This window comes from Lichenicoccus roseus, from assembly GCF_005844085.1.
In the GTDB taxonomy this organism is placed as follows: domain Bacteria; phylum Pseudomonadota; class Alphaproteobacteria; order Acetobacterales; family Acetobacteraceae; genus Lichenicoccus; species Lichenicoccus roseus.
The window spans coordinates 115,938-139,046 of record NZ_VCDI01000003.1; the positions used below are offsets into that span (position 1 = coordinate 115,938).

A 23,109-nucleotide genomic window follows, 5' to 3' on the forward strand; every position below is an offset into this window, starting at 1 on the left:
GAAGCCGAAGCTCCGGATTACGTGATGCAACCTTCGTCGACCAGCAATCGCTGCACCGTTTCGGCGTCAACATCGTGAGAGGTAAAGGCGTCGGCGACCTGCCGGAGCAACACGAAGCCGATGCGTCCGTCACGCAACTTCTTGTCGCGCTGCATGTGCGCGGCCAGGCGCGCCGCCGAGAGGGCGGTCCCGAGCGAGACCGACAGCGTCGAGATGCGGGCATGCATGCCGAGCTGCTCCAGGTGCTGGACGACCTGACCGGCTAGCGCTGGACTGCAATGGCCGAGTTCCGCGGAGAGGCGCAGGGCAAGGCCGAGGCCGATCGCGACCGCCTCGCCATGCAGCAGCCTGCCGTCGAACAGCAACTCGGCTTCGAGCGCGTGCGCGAAGGTATGACCCAGGTTGAGCAGGGCGCGGCCGCCGTTCGACGCCGTCTCGCGCTCGTCGTCGGCCACCACGTCCGCCTTGAAGCGGCAGGCCCGGCGGATCGCCTCGGCTTGCAGCGCTGCGGTGGTTTGCATGCCGGCTGCCGTATCCGCGCCGACGATGGCGGCACCGTTGTGCAGGCACCACTCGAACAGCGCGGCGTCGCCGATCAATCCGGCCTTGATGATCTCGGCATAGCCGGCCCGCAGCTCGCGCGGCGGCAGCGTGTCGAGCACCGCGGTATCGACCAGCACGGCGATCGGCTGGTGGAAGGCGCCGAGCAGGTTCTTGCCGTGCACGGTGTTGATGCCGGTCTTGCCGCCCACCGAGCTGTCGACCTGGGACAGCAGCGTGGTCGGGATCTGCACGAAGGGCAGGCCACGCAGTACCGAGGCCGCCGCGAAGCCGGCGAGATCGCCGACCACCCCGCCGCCGAGCGCGATCACGCTGCAACGCCGTTCGACACCGGCCGCCAGCAGCGCGTCGGTCACCGTGCCGAAGCCGCGCAGCGACTTGGTCGCTTCCCCCGGCGGCACCACCACCGTGCCGCACTCGATGCCGGCGGCTGCGAGGGCTGCCTGCAGCGTCGGCAGGTGCAGCGCGGCGACCGTCTCGTCGGTCACGATCATGCCCCGACGCTGCGGCAGCAGCGGCGCCAACAGGGCTCCCGCCTGCGCGAGCACGCCACGCCCGACCAGGATGTCGTAGGGATGCGCGCGCAGCGGCACATGCACCGGCACCGGCGGCTCGGACGATGCCTCGTGCGATGCGGCGGCACGCGCAGCCAGGGCGCCGAGCACTGCGCGGGTGGTCTCCTCCGAGGTGTCGTTGTCGCAGTCGATCACCAGGTCGGCCTTCTCATAGGTTGGATGCCGGATCGCCATCAGCTCCCGCAGGACCTCCCGCGCATCGCGGCCGGCCAGCAGCGGGCGATGATGCCGGCCCGCGACTCGCTGCGCCAGCACCTCGAGCGGGCAGCGCAGCCAGACACTGACGGCGCGTGTGCGTATCAGGGCCCGTGTAAGCGGGTCCATGTAGGCACCGCCGCCGGTCGCCAGCACCATCGGACCGCCTTCCAGCAGGCGGCGTATGACGCGACGTTCGCCGGCACGGAACGCCGTCTCGCCCCAGCGCTCGAACATCTCGGCGATGCTGCAGCCGGCGGCGCGCTCGATCTCGGCGTCGGCGTCGTGGAACGGCAGCTGCAGCTTCGTCGCCAGCCGCTTTCCGATCGTGGTCTTGCCGGCCCCCATCAGGCCGACCAGCACTACCGAGCGGCCGGCCAGAGCGGCCCGCGTCGTGGCGGCCCGCATGGTGGCGGCCAGGGCGGCCGCATCCGTGACAGCCCGCCGCACCGCGAGCGGTTCGTCCAGGCTGGCCTCGAGCGGGATGTTGGCGGCTGCCGTGTCGCGTGACATCGTCGTGAAGCTAGCATAGACGCTGCGACGTCGTCATGAGCCCGCGGGCTGCGCATCCGGTCGCGCTGGCCGGCTGGCCGCACGGCGACCGGACGGCAGGATCGAGGGCGTTGCAGATGATCAAGTTCTTCCTCGCCGTGCTGGTGCTCGGCGTGGTCGCGCTGGCCGGCGGGTTCATCTATCTCGGTGCCAAGCCGCCAAGGCCGCAGGTCCAGCAGATGCACGTCCTGCTGCCGAACGACCGCTTCGGCGGCAGCTGAGCAGGCGCGGCCGTCTTCTGCAGGAAGAGCCCGGCGTGGACCGCCACCTGGAGGGCTTCCTCGAGATGCTGGTGGCCGAGCGCGGCGCCAGTGCCAACACGCTGAAGGCCTACGGCGCCGATCTGGCCGATTTCGCCACGCATGCGCAGGCTGCCGGCGAGCGGCCGGCCGCGGCCTGCACTGCAACGGTGCGTGACTACATGGCCGGGCTGGGGCGTCGCGGGCTGTCCGCGCGCACCGCCTGCCGCCGGTTGTCCTGCCTGCGCCAGTTCTTCCTGCACCTCCTGCGCGAGGGCGTGCGGACCGACGATCCCTGCCTGCTGCTGGATGCGCCGCGCCAGGCTCCGGCGCTGCCGCGCCACCTGTCGGAAGCCGAGGTCGATGCGCTGCTGGCCGCCTGCGCCGAGGGGGGCCCGATGGCGCCGCAGCGCCAGGCGGTGGCGCGGGCGGCGATCGAGATCCTGTACGCCACCGGACTGCGCATCTCCGAGTTGCTGGCGCTGCGGCGCGAGGCGCTTTCCGGCACCGCGCCGATGCTGCTGGTGCGTGGCAAGGGCGGCCGCGAGCGTGTGGTGCCGCTATCGGACGAAGCGCGCGAGGCGGCCGACGCCATGCTGCGGGACCGCGCCGCGCCGGCCTCGCCGTGGCTGTTCGCCGGTCGCGATCCACGCCGGCCATTGAGCCGCCAGGGTTTCGACCTGATCCTGGCTGAGGCTGGCCGGTGCGCCGGCATTCCCGCGGCGCGGCTGTCGCCGCACGTGCTGCGGCACTCCTTCGCCAGCCACATGCTGGCGCACGGCGCCGACCTGCGCGCCTTGCAGACCCTGCTCGGTCACGCCGACATCGCCACCACGCAGATCTACACCCATGTGCAGGCGGAGCGTCTGGCCCGACTCGTCGAGGCCCACCACCCGCTTGCGGATGGCGGAGCGGGCTGACGCAAGCGGTTCGCAGGGTTGATCCGTCTGCTCACGCAGCCGCGGCAGACGCGCAGGATCGGTGCCGGGATGCGCGTCCGGGCAGGGGATTGGCACAACCGGGAACTGTGCTAGAGGCACCCGCATGCGCCAGTTCCTTGATTTCGAAAAACCGGTCGCCGAGCTCGAGGACAAGATCGACGAGCTTCGCAGGATGTCGGAGACCGACGGCATCAACATCTCCGAGGAGGTGGCGCGGCTGACCGAAAAGGCAGACCGCCAGCTGCGCGCCACCTACGCCAAGCTGACGCCCTGGCAGAAGGTCCAGGTCGCGCGCCACGCGCAGCGGCCGCACACGCTCGACTACATCCGCACCCTGGTCACCGAATACACGCCGCTCGCCGGCGACCGCAGCTTCGCCGAGGACAATGCGGTCGTCGGTGGCCTCGGACGCTTCGAGAATCGCCCGGTCGTGGTGGTCGGCACCGAGCGCGGCGACGATCTCGACACCAGGCTGAAGCATAACTTCGGCATGGCGCGGCCCGAGGGCTACCGCAAGGTGCGACGCCTGGTGGAGCTGGCCAGCCGCTTCGCACTTCCGATCCTGTCCTTCGTCGATACCGCCGGCGCGTTTCCCGGCATCGAGGCGGAGGCACGCGGCCAGGCCGAGGCGATCGCGCGCTCGACCGACGCCTTCCTCAGCGCGCCGGTGCCGATCCTGGTGACGGTGATCGGCGAGGGCGGCTCCGGCGGCGCCATCGCGCTCGGCGCCGGCGACCGCGTGTTCATGCTGGAGCATTCGATCTATTCGGTGATCTCGCCGGAAGGCTGCGCCTCGATCCTGTGGCGTGACACCACCCAGGCCGCCGCCGCCGCCGAGGCGATGAAGCTGACGGCGACCGACCTCAGGAATTTCCGGCTGATCGACGAGATCATCCCCGAGCCCGTCGGCGGCGCGCATCGCGATCCCGTGGTCACCATCCAGGCGGTGGGGCGCGCCATCGCCACGGCGCTGCCTGGCCTGCTGGCGCTGGATCCGGCTGCCCTGCGCGCGCAGAGACGCGAGAAATACCTTGCGATGAGCCGCGAACCGGCTGTCTGAGGCGCCTGCTCAGGCCGCCCGCACCTCGGCCACGAACGTGGTCAAGCGCGATCAATGCCAGCAGCAGGATCGCGACCGCCGCGGCGATCTTCCTGCCGATCGAGAAGCGCCCGTGACCGGCAGTCGCCCACATGGACATTGTCCTGTTCAGCCGGCCTGAGGCGGGCGCCCCGGGCGTCGCGTGTGTCTTCTCCGCAAAGTTGTAGGTGGGCCTTCCCTAACCGACCCTTAAGAGCCGGCGGTGCCTGCCGCGGCGCCTGGCTGCGCCGATGGCGGCTCGCCTTGGACCGGGGTGTAGCCAAGCTCCGCGATCAGCGCCCGGACCGCAACGCCTGCCTCGGCAACGGCGTCCGCGTCGATGCCCTTGCTGACCAGGCTGACGCCGCGACGATCCGGGCGCTCGTACGGGTAGCTGCCGATCTCGACCGCCGGCATGCGGCGCTGGATCGCTTCCAGGCCCTCGGCGATGGCGCCCTCCAGCATGCCGTCCGCGTGCCAGGCCAGCGACACCACCGGACGGCCACCGGCCAGCGACGGTGCCAGGTTCTCGAACATCGCCCGCATGATGCGCGGCACCCCGGCCATCACATGCACGTTGCCGATGCTGTAGCCCGGCGCCACCGAGACCGGGTTGTCGATCGGCGTGGCACCGCGTGGCAGCATCGCCATGCGCTGGCGGGCCGCATTGAAGCTGCCCGGCGCCATGTAGGCCTCGAGCTTCGCGAACGAGTCCGGATGGATTTCCCACGGCACCCCGAATGCCTCGGCGACGCAGGCGCTGGTGATGTCGTCATGGGTCGGGCCGATGCCGCCGGTGGTCAGCAGGTGGTCGTACCGGGCGCGCAGCTCGACGATGGTTCCCACGATGGTCTCGCTGACGTCCGGGATCACCCGCACCTCGCGCAGGCTTATGCCGAGCTGTCCGAGGCGGCGGGCGAGGAACTGGACGTTGGCGTCCTGGGTGCGGCCGGACAGGATCTCGTTGCCGATCACCAGGATGCAGGCGGTGGGGTTCATGCGGTTCGCTCGATAAAGGGTGGATGCATGCCTACATGGGCCCGATGACGGCGATCCATACCCCCGACCTTGCTCCCGACGGACGGCTGCTCCGGGTCATCGACCTGGAGACCACCGGCAACAGCTTCACCGACGGCGGGGTGGTGGAGATCGGCTGGCAGGACCTTGTCGAGACGAAGTCCGGCTGGCGCCTGCAGGGCGATCCGCAGGCGCTGCTGGTGCGGCCGGGCAATCCGATCTCGCCAGCCACCTCGGCGATCCACCACCTGATCGACGAGGATGTGGCCGGTGCACCGCCCTGGCTACAGGTGGCACCCGGCGTCCTGCGCGGCGGCGGCACCTCGGAGCCGAGGCCGATCGCGCTGGCGGCGCACCGCTCGGCATTCGAGCAGCGCTGGTGCGTGCCGGCGGTCTCCGGCAACGCGCGCTGGATCTGCACCTACAAGTGCGCGCTGCGTATCTGGCCGCAGGCGCCGGGCCACTCCAACCAGGGCCTGCGCTACTGGCGGCGTCCGGAGGGTCTGGATCGCGCGCTCGGGCTGCCTGCGCACCGGGCCGGCCCGGACGCCTATGTCACGGCGCACCATCTGCGCGACATGCTGGCGGTGGCGACGGTGGAGCAGCTGCTGGCCTGGTCGGCGGAGCCCGCCCTGCTGGCGCGCGTCCCCTATGGTCCGTATCGCTACCGGAACTGGCGCGACCTCGACCACGAGGTGCTCGAGCGCATCGCCGCCGGCGACGGCAATGCCGACATGGCGTTCACCGCCCGCACCGAGCTCGCCCGTCGCGCAGGCATGCCCGAAGCAAGCATGTCCGGCGAGGTCGCGACGCCGCAGATGGCGCTCGGCCTCGATCGGCAGCCGTAGCCTTCGTCGGTCCGGCGGCGGGGGGGGGGGCGGGTGCCGGGCGAGCGGCTCATGCATCGACGAGGCCTTCCGGCTCGCCTGCCGGTAGGGCCTACAGGAGGTCCCTGAGCATCGGCACCAGCGGCTTGTCGGCCTCCGGCATCGGGTAGTCGCCAAGCTTGTCCGGTCGCACCCAGGCCAGGCCCTGGCCCTCGCGTGGCTGCGGAATGCCGGTCCAGCGCCGGCAGAGATAGAGCGGCATCAGCAGGTGCACGGCGGCGGCGGTCGCGGTGGCGGCAATGGTGTGCGAGGCGAAGGTGAAGGGCGCCAGGCAGGTCCGCGACACGTCGATCCCGAGTTCCTCCTGCAGTTCGCGGATCAGCGCCTGCTCCGGGGTCTCGCCGGCTTCGATCTTGCCGCCCGGGAACTCCCATAGCCCGGCCATCGAGCGCCCCTCGGGGCGGCGTGCCAGCAGGATGCGTCCGTCGCCGTCGATCAGCGCACAGGCCGCGACCAGCATCAGCCGCGGGGCGGTGGATTGCGCCGCCGGTGCCGGCTTTCCCTCGCGGACCGGACGCGGCCGGGCCTGCAGGCCGGGATCGGCGATGAGGTCGGCGTGGGTCGCCTCGAACTGCAGCACCGGGTGGCTGCCGCCGCGGGCGAGGAACTCCTGCTGACCGGTTCCGGTCTCGCGGAAACCGATGCGGCGGAGCACCGCCGCGGAGCCGGGATTGTCGGTCGCCACCTGCGCCACCAGCCGGTCGATGTCGAGGTTGGCGAGCGCCCACCGCGCGATGCGCCCGGCAGCCTCGGTGGCGACGCCGTCGCCCCAGTACCGCCGGCCGATCCAGTAGCCGAGATTGCCGCTGCGTGTGGTGCCGTCGAGGCGCAGCCCGATGCAGCCGAGCAACTCGCCCGGCTGCCCCTCCGGATCCGGCTGCTCCTGGACCCGGGTTTCGGGACCTGGCTCCGAGCGGATGATGGCGTAGTGGTGGGCGGTGCCGGCTGTCGCCTGTTCGGCGGTGGAGGCGATCCAGTCGTCGGTCAGGCGGCGCGGGTACGGGAACGGCAGGCGCGGCAGCATGCGCACCACGCCCCAGTCATTGACCAGCCGGTGGATCGCCTCGGCATCCTGCGGACACGGCGAGCGCAGGATGAAGCGCGTGGTGACGATCGGCGCCGTCGCCGCACGCGGCACGGGCCGCGCCGGAGGTGGCGCCGTTTCGATCACGCGGCCCTCGATCACGCAGCCCCGGCGACCTGCCTGGCAACCGGGCACGGCGTCGCATCGGACGCGATGTCATCCGCAACGATGCCGCGTGCCGCCAGCAGGCCGCGCAGGTTGCGTATCACCGGGAACACCTCCTGGTTGCGATCGCAGCCCTGAGCGTCGTGCGCTGCCTGCTCCATCTCGACGATGTCGCGGTCCTCCTGGAAGATCCGCTCGGTGAACATCACCAGCAGCGGCCAGGCCGCCTGCAGGATGCCGGGGATCTTCGGCTTCCTCACCGACAGCAGCCCGAAGGTGCGGTTGCTGCGCTGCTCCTCGTCCTGCGGCGTATAGGCGATCCAAAGATCCATCACAGGCGCCTCGTCCTTGGTGCGGATGCGCAGCGTCTGGTACGGATATTCGGTGCGTATGGTCATGACGTCGCGGTCGGCATGCTTCGTTTCGGTGCCGCGGCGCTCCCCGAAGATCAGCGCCTCGCCGAGCGGCTGCTTGCCGCCGGTGCGCGCGAAGCTGTAGCGCGCCTCGATCCAGTCCTCGCCGCGGTCCTGGCCCAGGAAGCGCGGGCGCATCTGACCCATCTGCTTGGCGTGCATGAACTGGTGGTTCATGTCCATCAGGTTCTCGTGCATGAAGCTGTAGTGGCAGCCGACCACCCGGCCGAAGCGGCGTGTCTTGTAGGCCGGGTCGGCGGAGGAGCCGAAGGCCGGGACCGGCGTGCCGGCGGCCAGCGACGCCTTGCCCGGGAACACCATGATCAGCCCGCCGACTTCCTGGCACGGATAGGAGCGTACGCCGTTCGGCAGCTTGTCCTTGCCGATGTAGGGCACGTCCACGCAGGCGCCCGATCGGCCATAGGCCCAGCCATGGTAGCAGCATCGCACCGACTGGCCTTCCACCGTGCCCTTGCTCAGCGGCACCTGGCGATGCGCGCAGCGATCCTCCAGCGCGTAGACCGGGCCTTCTTTCGGGCGCACCAGTACGATCGGCTCGCCGGCATAGCGCACCGCAAGCACTCCGCCGGGCTTGAGTTCGCGCGACCACGCCACCGGGTACCAGTGGTCGGGATGGCAGCGCACACGACGCAGGTCGCGGCCGCTTTCCTCGACGCCGCGAGCCGCCGGGGCGGTGCGCCCGGCCGGTTGCGCGCTCCCGGGTCCCGCGCTCCCGGGCGATGTCGGCCCGGCTTGGGGATCCGTCTGCACGTCGCCGTCCGGGAGCGCGTCGGTGGTCGGAAAGGCGTGGTCCATCAGTCCTCGATCGCTCGTTGCATCGCGGCGCGCGACGCGTTGCACGCGACCATAGTCGTTCCCGGCGCCGTGGCGAAATCGTAATTGCAACAGGCTTGCAATCCCGCATGATCACCATGGTGCCTGATCGTGCAGCATTCATCGTGCCGTCATGATGAAGATGCCTAGAAATCAGTCGTTGATCACCGGCCCGCAATCATGTCAGGCATGCATCAAGTTGAAGGCAGGCAGGTTTTACGGCATCTTCGTAAGATATGCCTATGAATACGCCATTTGCCTCATTCTTGACTAGTGGATTGCACTGATCTGGAGCAGAATGCTTGAGCGCGACGCAGATGAAGCTTCCCCCGACCCGGCGACAGCTGCTGACCCGGATCGGCGTCACCGCCGGCAGCGCCGCGATGTACCAGGCGATGACGCGCATGGGCCATGCCGCCGGCACCGATTTCAGGAGCCCGCCCGCGCTCAGCGGCGCCAAGCAGGGGACGACCGTCGTGGTGCTCGGCGCCGGGCTCGCCGGCATGCTGGCGGCCTACGAGCTCAAGCGCGCCGGCTACGGCGTGCGCATCCTGGAGTACCAGAACCGCTCCGGCGGCCGGAACTTCTCGCTGCGTGGCGGAGACAGCCTGACCGAACTGGGTGGCGCCACCCAGAAGGTCGGGTTCGCGCCTGGCAACTACATCAATCCGGGGCCGTGGCGCATCCCGTACCATCACCAGGCGATCCTGCACTACTGCCGTGCCTTCGGGGTGGCGCTGGAGCCGTTCATCGAGGTCAACCACAACGCGCTGCTGCACAACAGCGCGAGCTTCGGCGGCACGCCGCAGCGCTACCGCGACATCATGACGGACTTCAACGGCCAGACCGCCGAGCTGCTGGCCAAGGCGATCAACCAGAACCATCTCGATGACGTGGTCAGCGCCGACGAACGGCACGACCTGCTCGCCGCCATGCGTGGCTGGGGCCTGCTCGACGTCGACTATGCCTACAGGAAGAGCGACAAGGTCTCGCTGCGGCGTGGCTGGGCGAAGGCGCAGGGCGGCGGGCCGGATGGCGCGCCAGTCCCTTCGCAGCCGCTGCCGCGTGCCGAGGTGATGAAGTCCGGCCTGTGGCAATGGCTCGCCTTCAACATGAACTACGAGATGCAGACCACGATGTTCCAGCCGGTCGGTGGCATGGACATGATCGGCAAGGCCTTTGCCCGGCAGGTCGAGGGCCTGGTGACCCACAACGTCAAGGTCACCCGCATCGAGCAGGACGAGCGCGGCGTCACCGTCACCTACGACGACAACAACCATGGCGGTGCGGTCGGCCAGGCGAAGGCCGACTACTGCGTCTGCACCATTCCGCTCTCGGTGCTGAGCCAGATCGACGTGCAGGCGAGGGCGCCGCTGCGGCAGGCGATCCAGGCGGTGCCGTATGCGAGCTCGGTCAAGGTCGGGCTGGAATTCAACCGGCGGTTCTGGGAGGAGGATGAGCAGATCTACGGCGGCATCAGCTTCACCGACCAGCCGATGAGCCAGATCTCCTATCCGAGCCACGGCTACTTCTCGGACGGTCCGGCGGTGCTGCTTGGCGCCTACATGTTCGGGGCGGCCGCCTACGACTTCGCCGGCAAGACGCCGGAACAGCGCGTGCAGGCCGCGCTGCAGCAGGGGGCTGCGCTGCACCACCAGTATCCGAAGGAATTCAGGACCGGCGTCGGGGTGGCATGGAGCCGGATGCCCTGGACGCTCGGCTGCTGCGCCACCTGGAGCGAGGAGAGCCGTCGCAAGCACTACAGGGACCTGACCGAGATGGACAACCGCCTGGTGCTGGCCGGCGAGCACGCCTCCTATGTCGGCTGCTGGCAGGAGGGCGCGCTGCTGTCCTCGCTGGCGGCGATCACCCAGCTGCACCAGCGCGCCGTGAGGGCCGCATGATGCGCCGCCTCGCACTTGCCACCGCCGTCTTCGCGGCGTCGGCGTCGCTTTGCTCGACCGGGCCGGCGCACGCCGACGCCGCCAGCAGCGCCGGCGGCGGCCCGGCCATCAAGGCGGATTCCGGCCAGCAGGTCTACCAGCATGTCTGCCAGGGCTGCCACATGGCGAATGGCCAGGGTGGCGTCGGCGCGGCCCGCATCCCGGCGCTGGCGCACAACGCAAAGCTCGAGAGCGCAGGCTACCCGACCTACGTCGTGCTGAACGGCCTCGGCGGCATGCCCTGGTTCAACGGCATGCTGTCCGATGCGCAGGTCGCCGCGGTGATCACCTACGTGCGCACGCATTTCGGCAACGACTACAAGGACCCAGTCAAATCCGCCGACATCGCCGCCTTGCGCGGGCCGGCGCCGACCATGGAGAACTGAGAGAGTGACGCGATTGTTCCAGGCCGGTCTTCCCCAGGGCACCTGTGCGCTGCTGCTCGGCTGCGGCCTCGCCGTCCCGGCGCTGGCAGACGGCATCGTTCGCCATCCGGTGCCGAACTTCCCGATCTCGGCCGCGGTGGAGGTGCCGGCGGGATACTCCACGATCTACCTCTCCGGCGTCGGCCCGGACCCGGCCGACCATGCCACCGACACCGAGAGCCAGGCGCGCAGCGAGATCAAGCGGCTCGGCGCAGAGCTGGCCGCGATGCATCTCGGACTTGGCGACGTGGTGGCGATGCACGTCTTCATCGCCCCCGATCCGAAGACCGGCAAGATGGATTTCCCCGGCATGATGAAGGCCTACAAGGAGGCGTTCGGAACTGCCGCGCAGCCGAACCTGCCGACGCGGGCAGCGTTCCAGGTAGCGGGGCTTGCCGGTCCCGGCATGCTGATCGAGATCGAGGTCATCGCCGCCCGCAAGCCCTGACGCTCCGGATACAGGGAACACCGCCATGCAGATCGCGATCCTCGATGACTGGCAGGGGGTCGCGCGGGAAAGTGCAGACTGGTCCGGGCTCGCCGCCAGGGCCGGGCTGCGCTTCTTCGAGGAGGCGTTCGCGGACGAGGATGCGGCGGCCGCGGCGCTGGCCGGCTTCGAGATCGTGCTGTCGATGCGCGAGCGGACGCCGTTGCCGGGCTCGCTGATCGAGCGACTGCCCCGGCTGCGCATGCTGGGCATCACCGGAGCGAAGAATCCCTCGCTCGATGTCGCCGCCTGCACGGCGCATGGCATCGTCGTCTGCAACACGGCTTCCTCCGGACAGGGCGGATACGCCACGGCGGAACTGGCACTCGGCCTGCTGCTGGCGGCGGCGCGTGCCATCCCGGCAGCAGACGCCAACATGCGAGCCGGCCGGTTCCAGCAGGGACTGCCGGTCGGCATCGGGCTCGCCGGACGGACGCTGGGGCTGATCGGCCTCGGACGGCTCGGCGCCCGCATGGCGCAGTATGGGCGTGCGCTCGACATGGAGGTGGTGGCCTGGAGCCGGAACCTCACCGACGAGGCCGCCACCGCCGCCGGGGCGACACGGGTGCCGCTCGACGCGCTGCTGCAGCGATCGGACGCCGTCAGCCTGCACCTGGTGCTCTCGGAGCGCAGCCGGGCTACCCTTGGGGCGGCCGAACTGGCGCGCATGAAGCCGGGCGCGATCCTGATCAACACCTCCCGCGGGCCGCTGGTCGACGAGGCGGCTCTGATCGACGCGGTGCAGGGTGGCCGGATCGTCGCCGCGCTCGACGTGTTCGACCGCGAGCCGCTGCCGGCCGATCATCCGCTGCGGCATGCGGGCAACTGCGTTCTGGTCCCGCATCTCGGCTACGGGGTCGCCGAGACCTGGGCCGACTTCTATCCGCAGAGCGTGGAGAACGCGCAGGCTTTCATGGACGGCCAGCCCGTGCGGGTGGTCAATCCCGAGGTGCTGCCCGGTCGCGCCTGACAGCCTCGCCATGGAAGCACCGGGCGATTAGCCTGTGCGTCATGCCCGACCTTGACCGCCCATCATCGCCGTTCGCCATCACCGTCTGCGGTATCGAGGAACTCTGCGACGCAGCGGCGCCGGGCAACGGCCGCGCCGTGTCGCACGTGCTGTCGATCCTCGATCCAGGGCATCCGGTGCCGGAGGCGTTCGGCCTCTACGGCGAGCATGTCCGGCTGGAACTGCGCTTCCACGACATCATCGAGGACCGTGACGGCGAGCAGCGTCCCGGGCCCGAGCATGTCGAGGCCATCCTGGCGTTCGGCAGGACGCTGCACGACGAGCCGCAGGGAGCGGCCAGCCTGCTCGTCCACTGCCATGCCGGCATTTCGCGCTCGACGGCGGCGCTGGTGCTGATCCTGGCGCAGGCGATGCCCGACGCTCCGGCGGCGCAGATCGTGCAGCTGGTGCATTCCATTCGCGAGAAGGCGTGGCCCAACCTGCGGCTGATCGAGCTGGGCGACGCCATGCTGGAGCGCTCGGGCAGCCTGGTGGCGGCGACGCATGCGCTGCACCGGCTGCAGCTCGAGCGTCGGCCGCATGTCCGGGAGTACATGGAGCAGGGTGGGCGCAGCCGGGAGATCCAGGCGGCGCTGCAGGTGCCGGCATGAACCTGTTCCGCGGCCTGGTCGCGTTCCCGATCACGCCGGCGGACGAGGCCGGGCGGGTCGATACCGATGCGCTCCGGCGCCTGCTGCGCCGGCTTGTCGAGGCCGGCGTGCCGTCCATCGGACTGCTTGGCAGCACCGGCATCTACGCCTACCTCGACCGCACCGAGCGGCGCCGGGCGATCGAGGCGGCGGTGGACGAGGTGGCGGGACGGGTGCCGCTGCTGGTCGGCATCGGCGCGTTGCGCACCGACGAGGCAATCCGGCTGGGCGAGGATGCGCGTGGCTGCGGTGCGGCAGGCGTATTGCTGGCGCCGGTCTCCTACACGCCGCTCACTGCCGAAGAGGTGGCCGCGCACTTCGTCGCCGTCGCCGAGGCGGTGCGGCTGCCGCTCTGCATCTACGACAATCCGGGAACGACGCGGTTCAGCTTCGAGGCGGGGCTCGTCGGACGGCTGAGCCGGGCGCCCGGCATCGTCGCGATCAAGACCCCGGCGCCCTTGCCTCGGCTGGTCGCCGGGAACCTGCACGCGTTGCGCGCTGCCGCGCCGTCCGGCTTCTCGGTCGGCTATTCGGTGGACTGGCAGGCGACGGCCGCGCTCCGGGCTGGCGGTGATGCTTGGTATAGCGTGGCGGGCGGGTTGTTCCCGCGCTCATGCGTGGCAATCGTCGAGGCGGTGGCGCAAGGCGACGCGGCACGTTCGGCCGAAGCCGAGGGCCGCATGCAGCCGCTGTGGGATCTGTTCACCGAATTCAGCAGCCTGCGCGTGATGTATGCCTGCGCGAACCATCTCGGCCTGTGCCGGTCACAGCCCCCATTGCCGATCCGGCCGCTGCCGGACACCGCGCGCAAACGGATCGCCGACACCCTGGGCCGGCTCGACCTCGACTAGGACCAGTTGTCGGATGGCCGGGAGTTCAACGCCCGTGTCCACCACCACCACCGTGTCCACCGCCGCCGTGGCCACCACCACCGCCGCCGCGGCCACCGCCGCCACCGCCGAAATGGCCGCCGCCCGGATGTCCGCCGAAGCCGCCGCGTCCACCCGGGATGGACGGAATACGGCCGCCGCCACGTGGACCATGCCAAGGGTGTCCACCACCCCCGCGGTAGTAGCCGCCCCCGAACGGGCCGACGTCGTAGCCGGGTCCCCAGCCGCCATAGCTGCCGCCATAGCCCTCGTAGTAGCCGCCGCCGTAATCGTAGCCGGGGCCGCCAGGACCGACACAGCCGGCAACCAGGATGCCGACGCAGCCGAGGACGAGGAACGCCAGCGGGCGCACGGACCGGGCGCTCATTTCGCGTCTCCCTGGGCAGCGTCGTCGGACCATTGCATCAGCCCGAATGCGGCGCCGAGCGGATCCGCGACGACGGCGATCCGGCTGCCGCCGTGGTCGAGCTTCGGCGCCACCAGGACGCGTCCGCCGAGTGCTACCGCCTGTTTCGCGGTGGCGTCGACATCTGCGACCCGGAGGTAGTCGAGCCAGCGCGGGTGTGCGTCCGGGCGGCTGGCCGGGACCGGGTTCACGCTCGCCCGGGCATAGCCATCCGAGGCCAGCACGAGATGATGGGCATCGGCTGCCGTGGTGGTGTCGTAGACGTCGCAGCCGAGCAGGGTCTGGTAGAAGGCGGCGGCGTCGTCCGGATCGGTGGTGATCAGCGAACTCCAGATCCAATCGCCCGGTCCGGCGGCGGTATCCGGCGGGTCGCCGCTGCCGGAGGCCAGCAGTGCGAACACCGCGCCCTGCGGATCCCGGAGCACCGCTTCCTGGCCGAGATCGGGAATGTCACGCGGCCCGAACAGCAGCCTTGCGCCGTGCGAGGTGGCGGTGGCGCTGGTCGCGGAGACATCGCGCGCCGAGAAGAAGGTCAGCCACGCCGACTGCATCTTCGCCCCGGGCGGCAGATCACGCTGGTAGAGGCTGGCAACGTGGCGATCGCCGAGCCAGGCGGTCGCGTACGGCACCGACCCGCCGGGCAACGCCCTGAAGCTCCAGCCGAACAGCCCGCCGTAGAAGCGCTCGGCCGCCTGCAGGTCGGGCGTCACCAGCTGTTCGAAGATGACCTTGCCGGGATGATGCTCGGCCGTGGCCGGCTGCTGCAGCGGCGGAAGTCTCGGCGGCAGAGCGCCCGCCGGCCCGCCGGCCACCCCGACGAGCAGGCCTGTCGCGACAGCGGTGGCGGCGAGAAGCCAGGCCGTCCGGATGGATGTTCGTTGCACCGTTGTCTCCTGGCGGCGCGCCAGCAGCAACCGACGCGATCCGGTAACGGCGAGGTGCGCAGGCGGTTGCCCGTCACCCCGCACAGGCCGGATTGTTACGGAAAACGAATTGTCTTGCTCGTAAACAAATCGTTATTTAGGTCTGACAAACGTTGTAAACGGCCGTGCGGAAGCCTCGACATGACGACAGACACGATGCCTGGACACCCTGGCGGCCGCAGGCTCCGCGCGGAAGGCTCGCGCGGACCGGTGGCTGCCATCGCGTTGCTGATCGCCGGCTTCACCTTCGTCTCCGTCGTCATGCTGGTGCAACTGCGCCGGGACACCTGGAACCAGGCCGTCACCGGGGCGGCCAACCTGAATGCCGCGATGGCCGCCGATATCGCGCGCACCATCGGCGACTATGACCTGTCGTTGCAGGAAGTGGCGGCCGGATTGCACGAGCCCAGCCTCGACCGGCTGCCGCCGCATGTGCAACGGCTCATGCTGTTCGACCGCTCGGCCACCGCGCAGACGTTCGGCACCATCCTGGTGCTTGATCGCAACGGACAGGTGGTGCGCGATGCCGCTCGCGACGTGGTCGCCACGGTTGCGTCATATGGCGCCAGCGACTTCTTCCAGGCCGTCCGGCGCGACGCCGCGGCCGGCCTGCGCATCGATTTCGATCCCGGCAGCGTGCTCGGCCGGGGTCCGTCGATCCTGCTCAGCCGGCGGCTCAGCCGTCCGGACGGCAGCTTCGACGGCGTCGTGGTGGGAAGTCTGCGCATCGGCAGCCTCAGGGCCCTGTTCGGCCGGTCCCGGCTGGGTCCGAACGGCGCGGTCAGCCTGTTCCGCGACGACGGCACGTACCTGCTGCGCATGCCATACGATCCGTCGCTGGCTGGCCGCAACATCGCGAACAGCGCGAACTTTCGCCGCTTCCAGGAAGGCGCGGCAGGCACCTTCACCGCGCCGTCGCAGATCGACGGGGTGCGCAGGGTCTACAGCTTCACCCACGTCGCCGGGTTGCCGCTGGTGCTCGACGTGGCGCTCGCGGAGAGCGACATCTTCGCCGTCTGGCACAGCCGCGCCCTGGTCATCGGCCTGGTGCTGGCGATGCTGTGCGCGACGTCGGTCGCCTTCGGCATCCTGCACCGGCGGGAGACACGCCGGCGCATCGACACCGAGGCGGGCCATCGCCAGAGCGAGCGGCTCTACCGGATGCTGGCCGACCACGCGAGCGACGTGATCGTGCGGCTGGACCACAACCAGGTGCGCACCTACGTGTCGCCGTCGGTCCGGGTGCGCCTCGGCTTCGAGCCGGAGGAGCTGATCGGGCGGCATCCACATGCCCTGGTGCATCCCGACGACTGGTCGCGGGTCGCGCAGCTTCTCGAGCAGGCGCAGCAGACCCTCGCCGATACGGAGGCGACCTACCGGGTTCGCCACAAGAACGGCGAATATGTCTGGATGGAAGGGCGCTACAGCTACCTGCCCGAGGATGGCGGCTTCGTGGTGGCACTCCGCGACATCTCCAGGCGCAAGGCGGCGGAGCACCAGCTCGAGGCGGCGAACGCCGAGCTCGCACACCTGGCCAACAGCGACGGCCTGACCGGTCTCGCCAATCGGCGCCAGTTCGAGGACGTACTTGCCCGGGAATGCCGGCGCGCCGCGCGCGATGCCCAGCCACTGTCGCTGCTGCTGCTCGATGTCGACGTCTTCAAGAAATTCAACGATCGCTACGGCCACCAGGCTGGCGATCGCTGCCTGCAGGCGGTGGCGGCGTCGCTGGCGGGAACGGCGAGGCGGCCGGCCGACCTCGCTGTGCGCTATGGCGGCGAGGAGATGGCGCTGCTGCTGCCCGGTGTCGCGGAGACCGGCGCCGGCGTCGTGGCCGAGCGGGTGCGATCGGCGATCGAGGCGTTGAGCCTGCGCCACGAAGGCAATCCCCGCGGAGGCGGCGTCGTCACCGTCAGCGTCGGCAGCGCCACCATCTATCCGTCGCACGAGAATCCGCGCCTCGACGGCCCCGAGCTGGTCGCTTCCGCCGATCGTGCCCTCTACGAGGCGAAGCGGCTGGGACGCAACCGCGTGGTCAGCTTCGGCGGGATGACGGCAGCGCGCCAGGCCCCGGTCGCCGTCGACGAGGCGCTCCGGCTGCAAGCGGTGGAGCCATATGCGATGGTTGCAGCCGGCCTGGCGGGCGCCAAGCTCGACCAGCTTGCGCGGCTGGCCGCCGGCCTGTTCGGCAGCCCGGCTGCATACATCTCGCTGGTCGGCGCCAGCGAGGTGCAACTGATCGGGCGCTACGAGATCGACCTGCTCAGCACGCCGCGTGATACCGCGCTCTGTTCGCACACCATCGCCGGCTCGGCGCCGCTGGTGATCTGCGACACCGCGCGCGATCCCCGCTTCGCCGGCAATCCGCACGTCACCGGCCCGAACGGCCTGCGCTTCTATGCAGGTGCGCCGATGTTCAGCCCGATCGATGGCCACGTGCTCGGGGCGCTGTGCATCGTCGACAACCGGCCGCGCCCGGCCCTGACCGGCGAGCAGAGCACCCTGCTGATGGACCTGGCAGCGCTCGCGGTGGACCACATGGAGCGCGTGCGCACGCTCTCGCACGAGAGCTGAGCACTCCACGGCCCGGCGCTCGGCAGGAAGCGCCGGCCCGGGGACAGGCATGTTCGGCCCCGGGCGCGGGAATGATGCGCCCGGCGGACGCTGCCGGGGCGGTCGCGGTTTATGTCCCAGCGTGAGCCGCGGCCAGAGCTGCCAGGCTGTCGCGGACGCCCAGGATCATGCCGGTCTAGTCGCCCGGCGTGGGCTGGCGGAAGATCCGCATCGAGGGATACCAGGGCGTCTCGCTGGTCTCTTCGAGCCAGCGCCAGCAACCGTCGAACCGCGACAGCATCCAGACCGGCTTGCCGAGACCGCCAGCCAGATGGACCATCGCCGTATCGACGCTGATGAGCAGGTCGCATCCGGCAAGGCGTGCCGCCGTATCGGCGAAGCTCGTAACCCCGTGCATGGCGTCGACAACCGGCAGGCCGGCATCCTCGATCTGGGCACGCGGCGGCCCGAGCTGATAGCTCGCGAAGCGGACGCCCTGGATCGCGAACAACGGCGCCAAGGTTCCAAGCGACGTGGACCGGCGGCGGTCGATGAGATTGGAACGCGTGTCGGACGGGCGCGCATCGCCGGCCCACACCAGGCCCACCCTCAGATCCGCGTGCTCGTGGCAGCACGGTGTCTCGAATGAGGCCGGGGCGCGCAGGTACGGCGCTGCCGGGACGGCGTCGATGCGCAGGTCGAACAGCAGTGGCAGGCTCGCCATCGGGCAATGCCAGTCGATCGGCGGCAGCGGATCGCCGCAGGCAATGACGTCCGCTACTCCTTCGACACCATGCAGCAGTTCCACGAGGGAGGCGGGAACTTCCAGTACGACACGGGCGCCGCGTGCCGCGACCAGCGGGGCGAAGCGCACGAACTGCAACGTGTCGCCAAGACCCTGCTCGGCGTGCAGCAGGATCGTCGTGTTTCGCAGGTCCTCGCCTCGCCAAGCCGGACCAAGGTCGCTGCGGGCGATCTGGCAATCCTGCCACCGCGCCTCGTACTGCCGCCAGCCCCGCACGAAGTCGCCGCTCTTCAGCAGGGCGACGGCGTGGCCGAACCGTGCGTGGGTGAAACCGGCTCGCAACGCAATCGCCGTCTCGTACGCCGGCAGGGCCTTGATGCTGCGGTTGAGGCTGAGCAGGGCATAGCCGATATTGTTGTGAGCTTCCGGACAGGCCGGGCTGATCACGCTGGCGACCTGGGCGGCAATCAGCCCCTCGGCGAAGCGGCCCGCGTCGCAGAGGGCTGAGCTGAGGTCGACGAAGATGTCGGCATTGCCGGGATCCAGCCGCATGGCGCCGGTGAAGGCCTCGACGGCGGCGTCGATGTGCCCGCTCGCCTGCAGGGACTTGCCGAGATGATGCCGTGCGTCCGGTCGCGTCGGCTGCATCACGGCACAGCCGGTAAACAACCGGGCCGCTTCCTCGTGGCGTCCGAAGCGCGCCATCATCAGGCCGAGCGCGAAATGGGCGCCGTAGGTCTGCGGCAGGTTGCTGCGGGCTGCGGTCTCCAGAACCTCCAGCGCCTCGCCGCGGCGACCAAGTTCGTCCAGGCAAAGCGCCTGCCAGATACTCTGCTCCAGGCTTTCTCCACCAGGTGCGGCGCGTCGCAGGACAGGAAGTGCCTGGGCGAATTGCCCGAGCATGACGGCACGCGGGCCGAGCGGGCAGGGCTCCGCAGGATTGTCCGGGTCAGGAAGGCTGTCCGCTACCACGAGGCGTTCCATCGGGGCATTCCCGGGGCTGCTCCGTGGCGCTACCGGCCGCTCGCGTATCTGCCGGTCAGGCGGTGATAGCGGCCGTCGTGCCCATCGATTGCGCCGCCGTCTGCTTGCTGTAGGCCTCGAGTATGCTCATGAGCTGCTGGGCAATTCTTGCACCGCTCGTATCGGTCCCGGCAACCGATGAGGCTGCCGACGTCGCGGAACTGGCAGAAGTCGATGATGCAGCAGAGCCGGTGCCAGGAGGTGATCCGATGGACGCACCGGCCTGGGCCGTCGAGCTGGATCCTGGTTGCGCACTCCGCAGGTCGTTCAGGACGTTCATCAGTTCGGAAGTCAGGTCGCCGGACGTTCCGCTTGAAGATGCACCGGTGGAACTGCTGGCACTGGCAGAGTTCGTGCCTGTGGCCGTCGTGCCAGTCGCGGCACTGCTTGTCGTAGCGTTGGTGGTTCCACCGCTCAGGTCGGCCTGCAGGCTGACCAGGAGTGATTTCAGGTCTGCCAGCAGTTTGCTGGACGCGGTATCGATGGCGCCGGCGCTGCTGGAGGAGCTGGTGGCACTCGAAGATGCGCCGTCCGAGGCGGTGGGCGGTGGCCCGGGAGGTGGACCCGGCGGTGGACCTTGCAGTGCTGCGGTGGATGCCGACGCGGTGGCGGACGATGCACTGCTCCCTGCAGCCGACGAGTTGCTGCCATCGGTGGACGCGGACGCCAGCTCCTTTCGCAACTGCTGCAGCATCTTCCAGTCGGAGCCGCCGCCTGAAATCGAATTGATCGACATCCCGAACCTCCAGACGCGTCATGCCGCCGGGTTCGTCTTAGCGGCCGTTGATTAACATGCCGTGAAAGGCCTGGCCTACTTCAGGCGGGAGCTTCATCCGAGACTGGCGATGCCGGCTGCCGGTGGCGCAGATCCTTGCGGCCAGGTCACGGGGCTGCTGGCCGCCGGCAGGCTTTGCGCATCATCCTGGTGAACCGGCCCCGGACGCACGCGTTCCCGGACAAACGGGAGCTCTGCGCATGTCCAAATATCGGCCTTCGATCTGGCACAGCATCATCGGGCTGGGCTTTGCCGCCGCCGGGATAAGCAAGCTGCTGGCGGTCGCGCCGCAGCGCGAGCTGTTCGAAAGCTGGGGCTGGAGCAAGCGCGACATGCAGACCATCGGAGCCTCCGAACTGCTTGGCGCCGCCCTGGTGGTAACCCGATCGACCCAGCGGGTCGGCGCGGTCCTGCTCAGCGCCTCCTCGCTCTGCGTCCTGACCACCGAGCTGCGCCACGGCAACGACGCGCTGGTGACACCGCGCACCGGCATGCTGCTCGCAGCGCTCAGCGGCCTGCTCAAGATCGGCTGAAGGCTCACTCCGGTCCGGCGCGTCGCCGTAGCCGGATCACGCCCTTGACGTCGGCGGTTTCCTGCCCGGAGGTTTCGATCTCGATGGGTCGGCCCTTGCGCAGGATGTCGATGAGACCGTCGCGCATCAAACCGATCGCGACGTTGCGGACCGGCTTCATCAGCGGCCGCCAATCCGGCGACAGGGCGCGTGCCACCTCGCTCGGACAGATGGACTTGCCTGCATCGCGCGCCTCGAGCAGACGCATGATCTGTTCGCGAATGGCCCCGGGGTCTGTCGTCATGCCCGCACAATGCCTCCGGGAAGCACCGGTGGCGAGCCACCGGACGCTGCTCAGGCCCGGGCGGCCGCCGGCATGACGAAGCCGCCGGACAATCCCTCGAACAGCAGTCCGCTGCCCTCGTCGCATCCGGCCGCAAGTAGCCGGTCGAGTTGCCAAGGCGTGTCCACGCCTTCTGCCAGGACAACCAGACCGAGCGCGTGGGTCGCCTTAACCAGGCCGTGCAGGTAGTCGATGTCGCCGGCGTAGATATCGAACTCGCGCACCATCGCCGCATCGAGCCGGACTGCGCCCAGCAGGCCTGTGAGGCAACGCCGGCGCAGCAGCGAGAGGCTTGAGACGCCGCCGCCGAAGCCGGTCAGCACGGGCGTGACGCCGAGATCGCGCAGCCCGGCCAGAGCGAACACCAGTTCCGGCTGCTCCGGCTGCAGCGCCGCTTCCGAGAACTCGAGCTGCAGCCGCGATGGCGGAAATCCGCTCTCGGCGAGCAGGTCGGCCAGCGTCTGGATCAGCAGGTCGCCGATCGGCATCGCGTCGCCGATCCTGAGCGAAAGGGCAGGCAGCCCGCCACCGGTCCAGGCTTGCGCGACCTCCAGAGCATGTCGCATGGCGGCACGCTCACGCGCCTGGCCGCGCGGGCTCCAGGCGGGCTGCATCCGCGAGCGTCCGGCTATGCGGCAGGACATCTCGAGGGCGACAAGGCCGCGGTCGCACAGCCGCCGCCGCATCAGGCAATGTGTGTCGTAGCCCTCGCGTTGGGCCTCCGACCGCGCTCTCGCATGCGGCGCGACGCAGATACTGGCTGACACTGTCCATGGATCCCTGTCCCGACTGGCGCATCATGCCCAGAAAAAGATGACCAGGGCCTGAACGGGGAACCGGCGCGGCATCCGATCGACTGCCCGCCGGCCGGACGATGATGCCCGCCGGGCAGGAAATTCAGGCGAGGCGCTGCTTCAAGGCGTCGGTCAGCGTCCGCGTGTCGGCGGTGCCGCCGAGGTCGCGGGTGCGTATGCTGCGTGTCAGCACGGTATCGTTGATGGCGTCCTCGAGGCGGTCGGCGAGATCCTTGCGCCCGACATGCGCCAGCATGATCTCGCTCGCCAGCAGCAGCGCCAGCGGGTTTGCCACGCCCTTGCCGGCGATGTCCGGCGCCGAGCCGTGCACCGCCTCGAAGATCGCGGCGTCGGTGCCGATATTCGCCCCCGGCGCCATGCCCAGCCCACCGACCAGCCCGGCGATCAGGTCGGACAGGATGTCGCCGAACAGGTTGGTGGTGACGATCACGTCGTACTGCCAGGGATCGAGCACCAGCTGCATCGCGCAGGCATCGACGATGCGGTCGTTCACCTCGACGCGCCCCTCGTATTCCTTCGCGATCTGGTAGCCGGCTTCGAGGAAGATGCCGGTGAGCGCCTTGAGGATGTTCGCCTTGTGCACCAGCGTCACCTTCTTGCGGCCGTTCTTCACCGCATACTCGAAGGCGTAGCGCACGATGCGCTGGCATTCCGCGCGCGTATTGAAACCCGACGAGATCGCGATCGCCTTCGGGTCGTGCCCGATCGGCAGGTAGTGCTCCATCGCGGCATAGAAGCCTTCGAGGTTCTCGCGGATCAGCACGATATCGATATCGTCGTAGCGCTGGCCGTGGATCAGCGTGCGCGCCGGACGCAGGTTGGCGTACAGCTCGAATTCCTGCCGTAGCGTGACGTTGATCGATTTGAAGCCGCCGCCGACCGGCGTGGTCAGCGGCCCCTTCAGGGCGAGCCCGGTGCGGCGGATGCTGTCCAGCGTGCGCAGCGGCAGCGGATCGCCGCTGTCGGCGACCGCCGCCATGCCGGCGAGCTGGCGGTCCCACTCGAACGGCGCGCCGAGTGCATCAAGCACCTCGACCACGGCATCGACGATCTCGGGTCCAATGCCGTCGCCCGGGATCAGTGTGGCGGGGATCTTGTCGCCGGTGGCGTGGCTCATCAGGAGAGTTCC

General features: G+C 69.7%; 23 protein-coding genes. 13 read left to right on the top strand and 10 right to left on the bottom strand.

Annotated features, from left to right (window positions below):
- Positions 1-17: 17 nt before the first annotated feature.
- Positions 18-1,844 (bottom strand): 3-dehydroquinate synthase, encoded by a 1,827-nt coding sequence (gene aroB, locus FE263_RS09855; RefSeq protein WP_138325839.1) that lies wholly within the window; start codon positions 1,842-1,844, stop codon positions 18-20.
- 35 nt (positions 1,845-1,879) lie between these two features.
- On the opposite strand from aroB, the gene FE263_RS09860 reads away from it, so the two are divergent.
- The 3 genes from FE263_RS09860 (at position 1,880) to FE263_RS09870 (ending at position 4,123) form a co-directional block, all read left to right on the top strand.
- On the top strand, positions 1,880-2,104 hold the full coding sequence (locus FE263_RS09860; RefSeq protein ID WP_138325840.1) for a hypothetical protein: 225 nt from the start codon (positions 1,880-1,882) through the stop codon (positions 2,102-2,104).
- 35 nt (positions 2,105-2,139) lie between these two features.
- The gene (locus FE263_RS09865) at positions 2,140-3,042 is read left to right on the top strand and encodes a tyrosine recombinase (protein ID WP_276611181.1); all 903 of its coding nucleotides are present in this window, start codon (positions 2,140-2,142) and stop codon (positions 3,040-3,042) included.
- 124 nt (positions 3,043-3,166) lie between these two features.
- Positions 3,167-4,123, top strand: a complete 957-nt coding sequence (locus tag FE263_RS09870; protein WP_138325841.1) for an acetyl-CoA carboxylase carboxyltransferase subunit alpha — start codon at positions 3,167-3,169, stop codon at positions 4,121-4,123.
- A gap of 228 nt (positions 4,124-4,351) precedes the next feature.
- Here the strand turns inward: FE263_RS09870 and FE263_RS09875 are convergent, their stop codons facing one another.
- Positions 4,352-5,140 (bottom strand): competence/damage-inducible protein A, encoded by a 789-nt coding sequence (locus FE263_RS09875; protein ID WP_138325842.1) that lies wholly within the window; start codon positions 5,138-5,140, stop codon positions 4,352-4,354.
- Positions 5,141-5,175: 35 nt separating this feature from the next.
- Here FE263_RS09875 and FE263_RS09880 point away from each other — a divergent pair, with 35 nt between their 5' ends.
- Positions 5,176-6,006 (top strand): DNA polymerase III subunit epsilon, encoded by an 831-nt coding sequence (locus FE263_RS09880; RefSeq protein WP_240759328.1) that lies wholly within the window; start codon positions 5,176-5,178, stop codon positions 6,004-6,006.
- Between the two features lie 91 nt (positions 6,007-6,097).
- Here the strand turns inward: FE263_RS09880 and FE263_RS22805 are convergent, their stop codons facing one another.
- Complete coding sequence (locus tag FE263_RS22805; protein ID WP_408886188.1) at positions 6,098-7,183, bottom strand: bifunctional GNAT family N-acetyltransferase/(deoxy)nucleoside triphosphate pyrophosphohydrolase; 1,086 nt, start codon at positions 7,181-7,183, stop codon at positions 6,098-6,100.
- A gap of 44 nt (positions 7,184-7,227) precedes the next feature.
- Positions 7,228-8,463, bottom strand: coding sequence for an aromatic ring-hydroxylating oxygenase subunit alpha (locus FE263_RS09890; protein WP_138325843.1), 1,236 nt, complete (start codon positions 8,461-8,463; stop codon positions 7,228-7,230).
- A 335-nt stretch (positions 8,464-8,798) separates the two neighbouring features.
- Between FE263_RS09890 and FE263_RS09895 the strand changes: the two genes are divergently transcribed.
- From FE263_RS09895 to FE263_RS09920, 6 genes are read left to right on the top strand one after another with little or no spacing between them, the layout of a single operon-like run.
- The gene (locus tag FE263_RS09895; RefSeq protein ID WP_240759440.1) at positions 8,799-10,385 is read left to right on the top strand and encodes a flavin monoamine oxidase family protein; all 1,587 of its coding nucleotides are present in this window, start codon (positions 8,799-8,801) and stop codon (positions 10,383-10,385) included.
- Positions 10,382-10,810 (top strand): c-type cytochrome, encoded by a 429-nt coding sequence (locus FE263_RS09900; RefSeq protein ID WP_408886182.1) that lies wholly within the window; start codon positions 10,382-10,384, stop codon positions 10,808-10,810. Before FE263_RS09895 ends, FE263_RS09900 begins: the two co-directional genes overlap by 4 nt.
- Before the next feature lie 13 nt (positions 10,811-10,823).
- Positions 10,824-11,297, top strand: coding sequence for a RidA family protein (locus FE263_RS09905; protein ID WP_138326290.1), 474 nt, complete (start codon positions 10,824-10,826; stop codon positions 11,295-11,297).
- Positions 11,298-11,322: 25 nt separating this feature from the next.
- Complete coding sequence (locus FE263_RS09910) at positions 11,323-12,306, top strand: NAD(P)-dependent oxidoreductase (RefSeq protein WP_138325844.1); 984 nt, start codon at positions 11,323-11,325, stop codon at positions 12,304-12,306.
- 41 nt (positions 12,307-12,347) lie between these two features.
- Positions 12,348-12,956 (top strand): tyrosine phosphatase family protein, encoded by a 609-nt coding sequence (locus FE263_RS09915; RefSeq protein WP_138325845.1) that lies wholly within the window; start codon positions 12,348-12,350, stop codon positions 12,954-12,956.
- Positions 12,953-13,846, top strand: coding sequence for a dihydrodipicolinate synthase family protein (locus FE263_RS09920; RefSeq protein ID WP_138325846.1), 894 nt, complete (start codon positions 12,953-12,955; stop codon positions 13,844-13,846). The genes FE263_RS09915 and FE263_RS09920 overlap by 4 nt, the downstream gene beginning before the upstream one ends.
- A gap of 25 nt (positions 13,847-13,871) precedes the next feature.
- On the opposite strand, the gene FE263_RS09925 is transcribed toward FE263_RS09920, so the two are convergent.
- Positions 13,872-14,252 (bottom strand): hypothetical protein, encoded by a 381-nt coding sequence (locus tag FE263_RS09925; RefSeq protein WP_138325847.1) that lies wholly within the window; start codon positions 14,250-14,252, stop codon positions 13,872-13,874.
- Complete coding sequence (locus FE263_RS09930) at positions 14,249-15,175, bottom strand: VOC family protein (protein WP_171034030.1); 927 nt, start codon at positions 15,173-15,175, stop codon at positions 14,249-14,251. The genes FE263_RS09925 and FE263_RS09930 overlap by 4 nt, the downstream gene beginning before the upstream one ends.
- Before the next feature lie 180 nt (positions 15,176-15,355).
- Between FE263_RS09930 and FE263_RS09935 the strand changes: the two genes are divergently transcribed.
- Positions 15,356-17,788: a diguanylate cyclase gene (locus FE263_RS09935; protein ID WP_171034031.1), complete on the top strand. Its 2,433-nt coding sequence runs from the start codon at positions 15,356-15,358 to the stop codon at positions 17,786-17,788.
- Positions 17,789-17,963: 175 nt separating this feature from the next.
- Here the strand turns inward: FE263_RS09935 and FE263_RS09940 are convergent, their stop codons facing one another.
- Entirely contained in the window at positions 17,964-19,496 is a 1,533-nt protein-coding gene (locus tag FE263_RS09940) for a tetratricopeptide repeat protein (protein WP_138325850.1), read from the bottom strand.
- A 248-nt stretch (positions 19,497-19,744) separates the two neighbouring features.
- Here FE263_RS09940 and FE263_RS09945 point away from each other — a divergent pair, with 248 nt between their 5' ends.
- The gene (locus FE263_RS09945; RefSeq protein WP_138325851.1) at positions 19,745-20,326 is read left to right on the top strand and encodes a hypothetical protein; all 582 of its coding nucleotides are present in this window, start codon (positions 19,745-19,747) and stop codon (positions 20,324-20,326) included.
- Between the two features lie 184 nt (positions 20,327-20,510).
- Positions 20,511-20,843: a DoxX family protein gene (locus FE263_RS09950; RefSeq protein ID WP_138325852.1), complete on the top strand. Its 333-nt coding sequence runs from the start codon at positions 20,511-20,513 to the stop codon at positions 20,841-20,843.
- 4 nt (positions 20,844-20,847) lie between these two features.
- Here the strand turns inward: FE263_RS09950 and FE263_RS09955 are convergent, their stop codons facing one another.
- The 3 genes from FE263_RS09955 to FE263_RS09965 form a co-directional block, all read right to left on the bottom strand.
- Positions 20,848-21,126 (bottom strand): DUF3253 domain-containing protein, encoded by a 279-nt coding sequence (locus tag FE263_RS09955; RefSeq protein ID WP_138325853.1) that lies wholly within the window; start codon positions 21,124-21,126, stop codon positions 20,848-20,850.
- 50 nt (positions 21,127-21,176) lie between these two features.
- Positions 21,177-21,932, bottom strand: a complete 756-nt coding sequence (locus tag FE263_RS09960; RefSeq protein ID WP_138325854.1) for an EAL domain-containing protein — start codon at positions 21,930-21,932, stop codon at positions 21,177-21,179.
- Positions 21,933-22,062: 130 nt separating this feature from the next.
- The gene (locus FE263_RS09965) at positions 22,063-23,097 is read right to left on the bottom strand and encodes an isocitrate/isopropylmalate dehydrogenase family protein (protein ID WP_138325855.1); all 1,035 of its coding nucleotides are present in this window, start codon (positions 23,095-23,097) and stop codon (positions 22,063-22,065) included.
- Positions 23,098-23,109 lie beyond the last annotated feature (12 nt).

Excerpts from the sequence above, each read along its gene's own strand:
- FE263_RS09920 (WP_138325846.1), top strand. The coding sequence starts at position 12,953 with ATGAACCTGTTCCGCGGCCTGGTCGCGTTCCCGATCACGCCGGCGGAC.
- FE263_RS09915 (WP_138325845.1), top strand. The coding sequence starts at position 12,348 with ATGCCCGACCTTGACCGCCCATCATCGCCGTTCGCCATCACCGTCTGC.
- FE263_RS09965 (WP_138325855.1), bottom strand. The coding sequence starts at position 23,097 with ATGAGCCACGCCACCGGCGACAAGATCCCCGCCACACTGATCCCGGGC.
- FE263_RS09945 (WP_138325851.1), top strand. The coding sequence starts at position 19,745 with ATGGACGCACCGGCCTGGGCCGTCGAGCTGGATCCTGGTTGCGCACTC.
- FE263_RS09910 (WP_138325844.1), top strand. The coding sequence starts at position 11,323 with ATGCAGATCGCGATCCTCGATGACTGGCAGGGGGTCGCGCGGGAAAGT.
- aroB (WP_138325839.1), bottom strand. The coding sequence starts at position 1,844 with ATGTCACGCGACACGGCAGCCGCCAACATCCCGCTCGAGGCCAGCCTG.
- FE263_RS09895 (WP_240759440.1), top strand. The coding sequence starts at position 8,799 with ATGAAGCTTCCCCCGACCCGGCGACAGCTGCTGACCCGGATCGGCGTC.
- FE263_RS09900 (WP_408886182.1), top strand. The coding sequence starts at position 10,382 with ATGATGCGCCGCCTCGCACTTGCCACCGCCGTCTTCGCGGCGTCGGCG.
- FE263_RS09870 (WP_138325841.1), top strand. The coding sequence starts at position 3,167 with ATGCGCCAGTTCCTTGATTTCGAAAAACCGGTCGCCGAGCTCGAGGAC.
- FE263_RS09860 (WP_138325840.1), top strand. The coding sequence starts at position 1,880 with ATGAGCCCGCGGGCTGCGCATCCGGTCGCGCTGGCCGGCTGGCCGCAC.
- FE263_RS09955 (WP_138325853.1), bottom strand. The coding sequence starts at position 21,126 with ATGACGACAGACCCCGGGGCCATTCGCGAACAGATCATGCGTCTGCTC.
- FE263_RS09925 (WP_138325847.1), bottom strand. The coding sequence starts at position 14,252 with ATGAGCGCCCGGTCCGTGCGCCCGCTGGCGTTCCTCGTCCTCGGCTGC.
- FE263_RS09890 (WP_138325843.1), bottom strand. The coding sequence starts at position 8,463 with ATGGACCACGCCTTTCCGACCACCGACGCGCTCCCGGACGGCGACGTG.
- FE263_RS09875 (WP_138325842.1), bottom strand. The coding sequence starts at position 5,140 with ATGAACCCCACCGCCTGCATCCTGGTGATCGGCAACGAGATCCTGTCC.
- FE263_RS09940 (WP_138325850.1), bottom strand. The coding sequence starts at position 19,496 with ATGGAACGCCTCGTGGTAGCGGACAGCCTTCCTGACCCGGACAATCCT.
- FE263_RS09880 (WP_240759328.1), top strand. The coding sequence starts at position 5,176 with ATGGGCCCGATGACGGCGATCCATACCCCCGACCTTGCTCCCGACGGA.
- FE263_RS09935 (WP_171034031.1), top strand. The coding sequence starts at position 15,356 with ATGACGACAGACACGATGCCTGGACACCCTGGCGGCCGCAGGCTCCGC.
- FE263_RS09950 (WP_138325852.1), top strand. The coding sequence starts at position 20,511 with ATGTCCAAATATCGGCCTTCGATCTGGCACAGCATCATCGGGCTGGGC.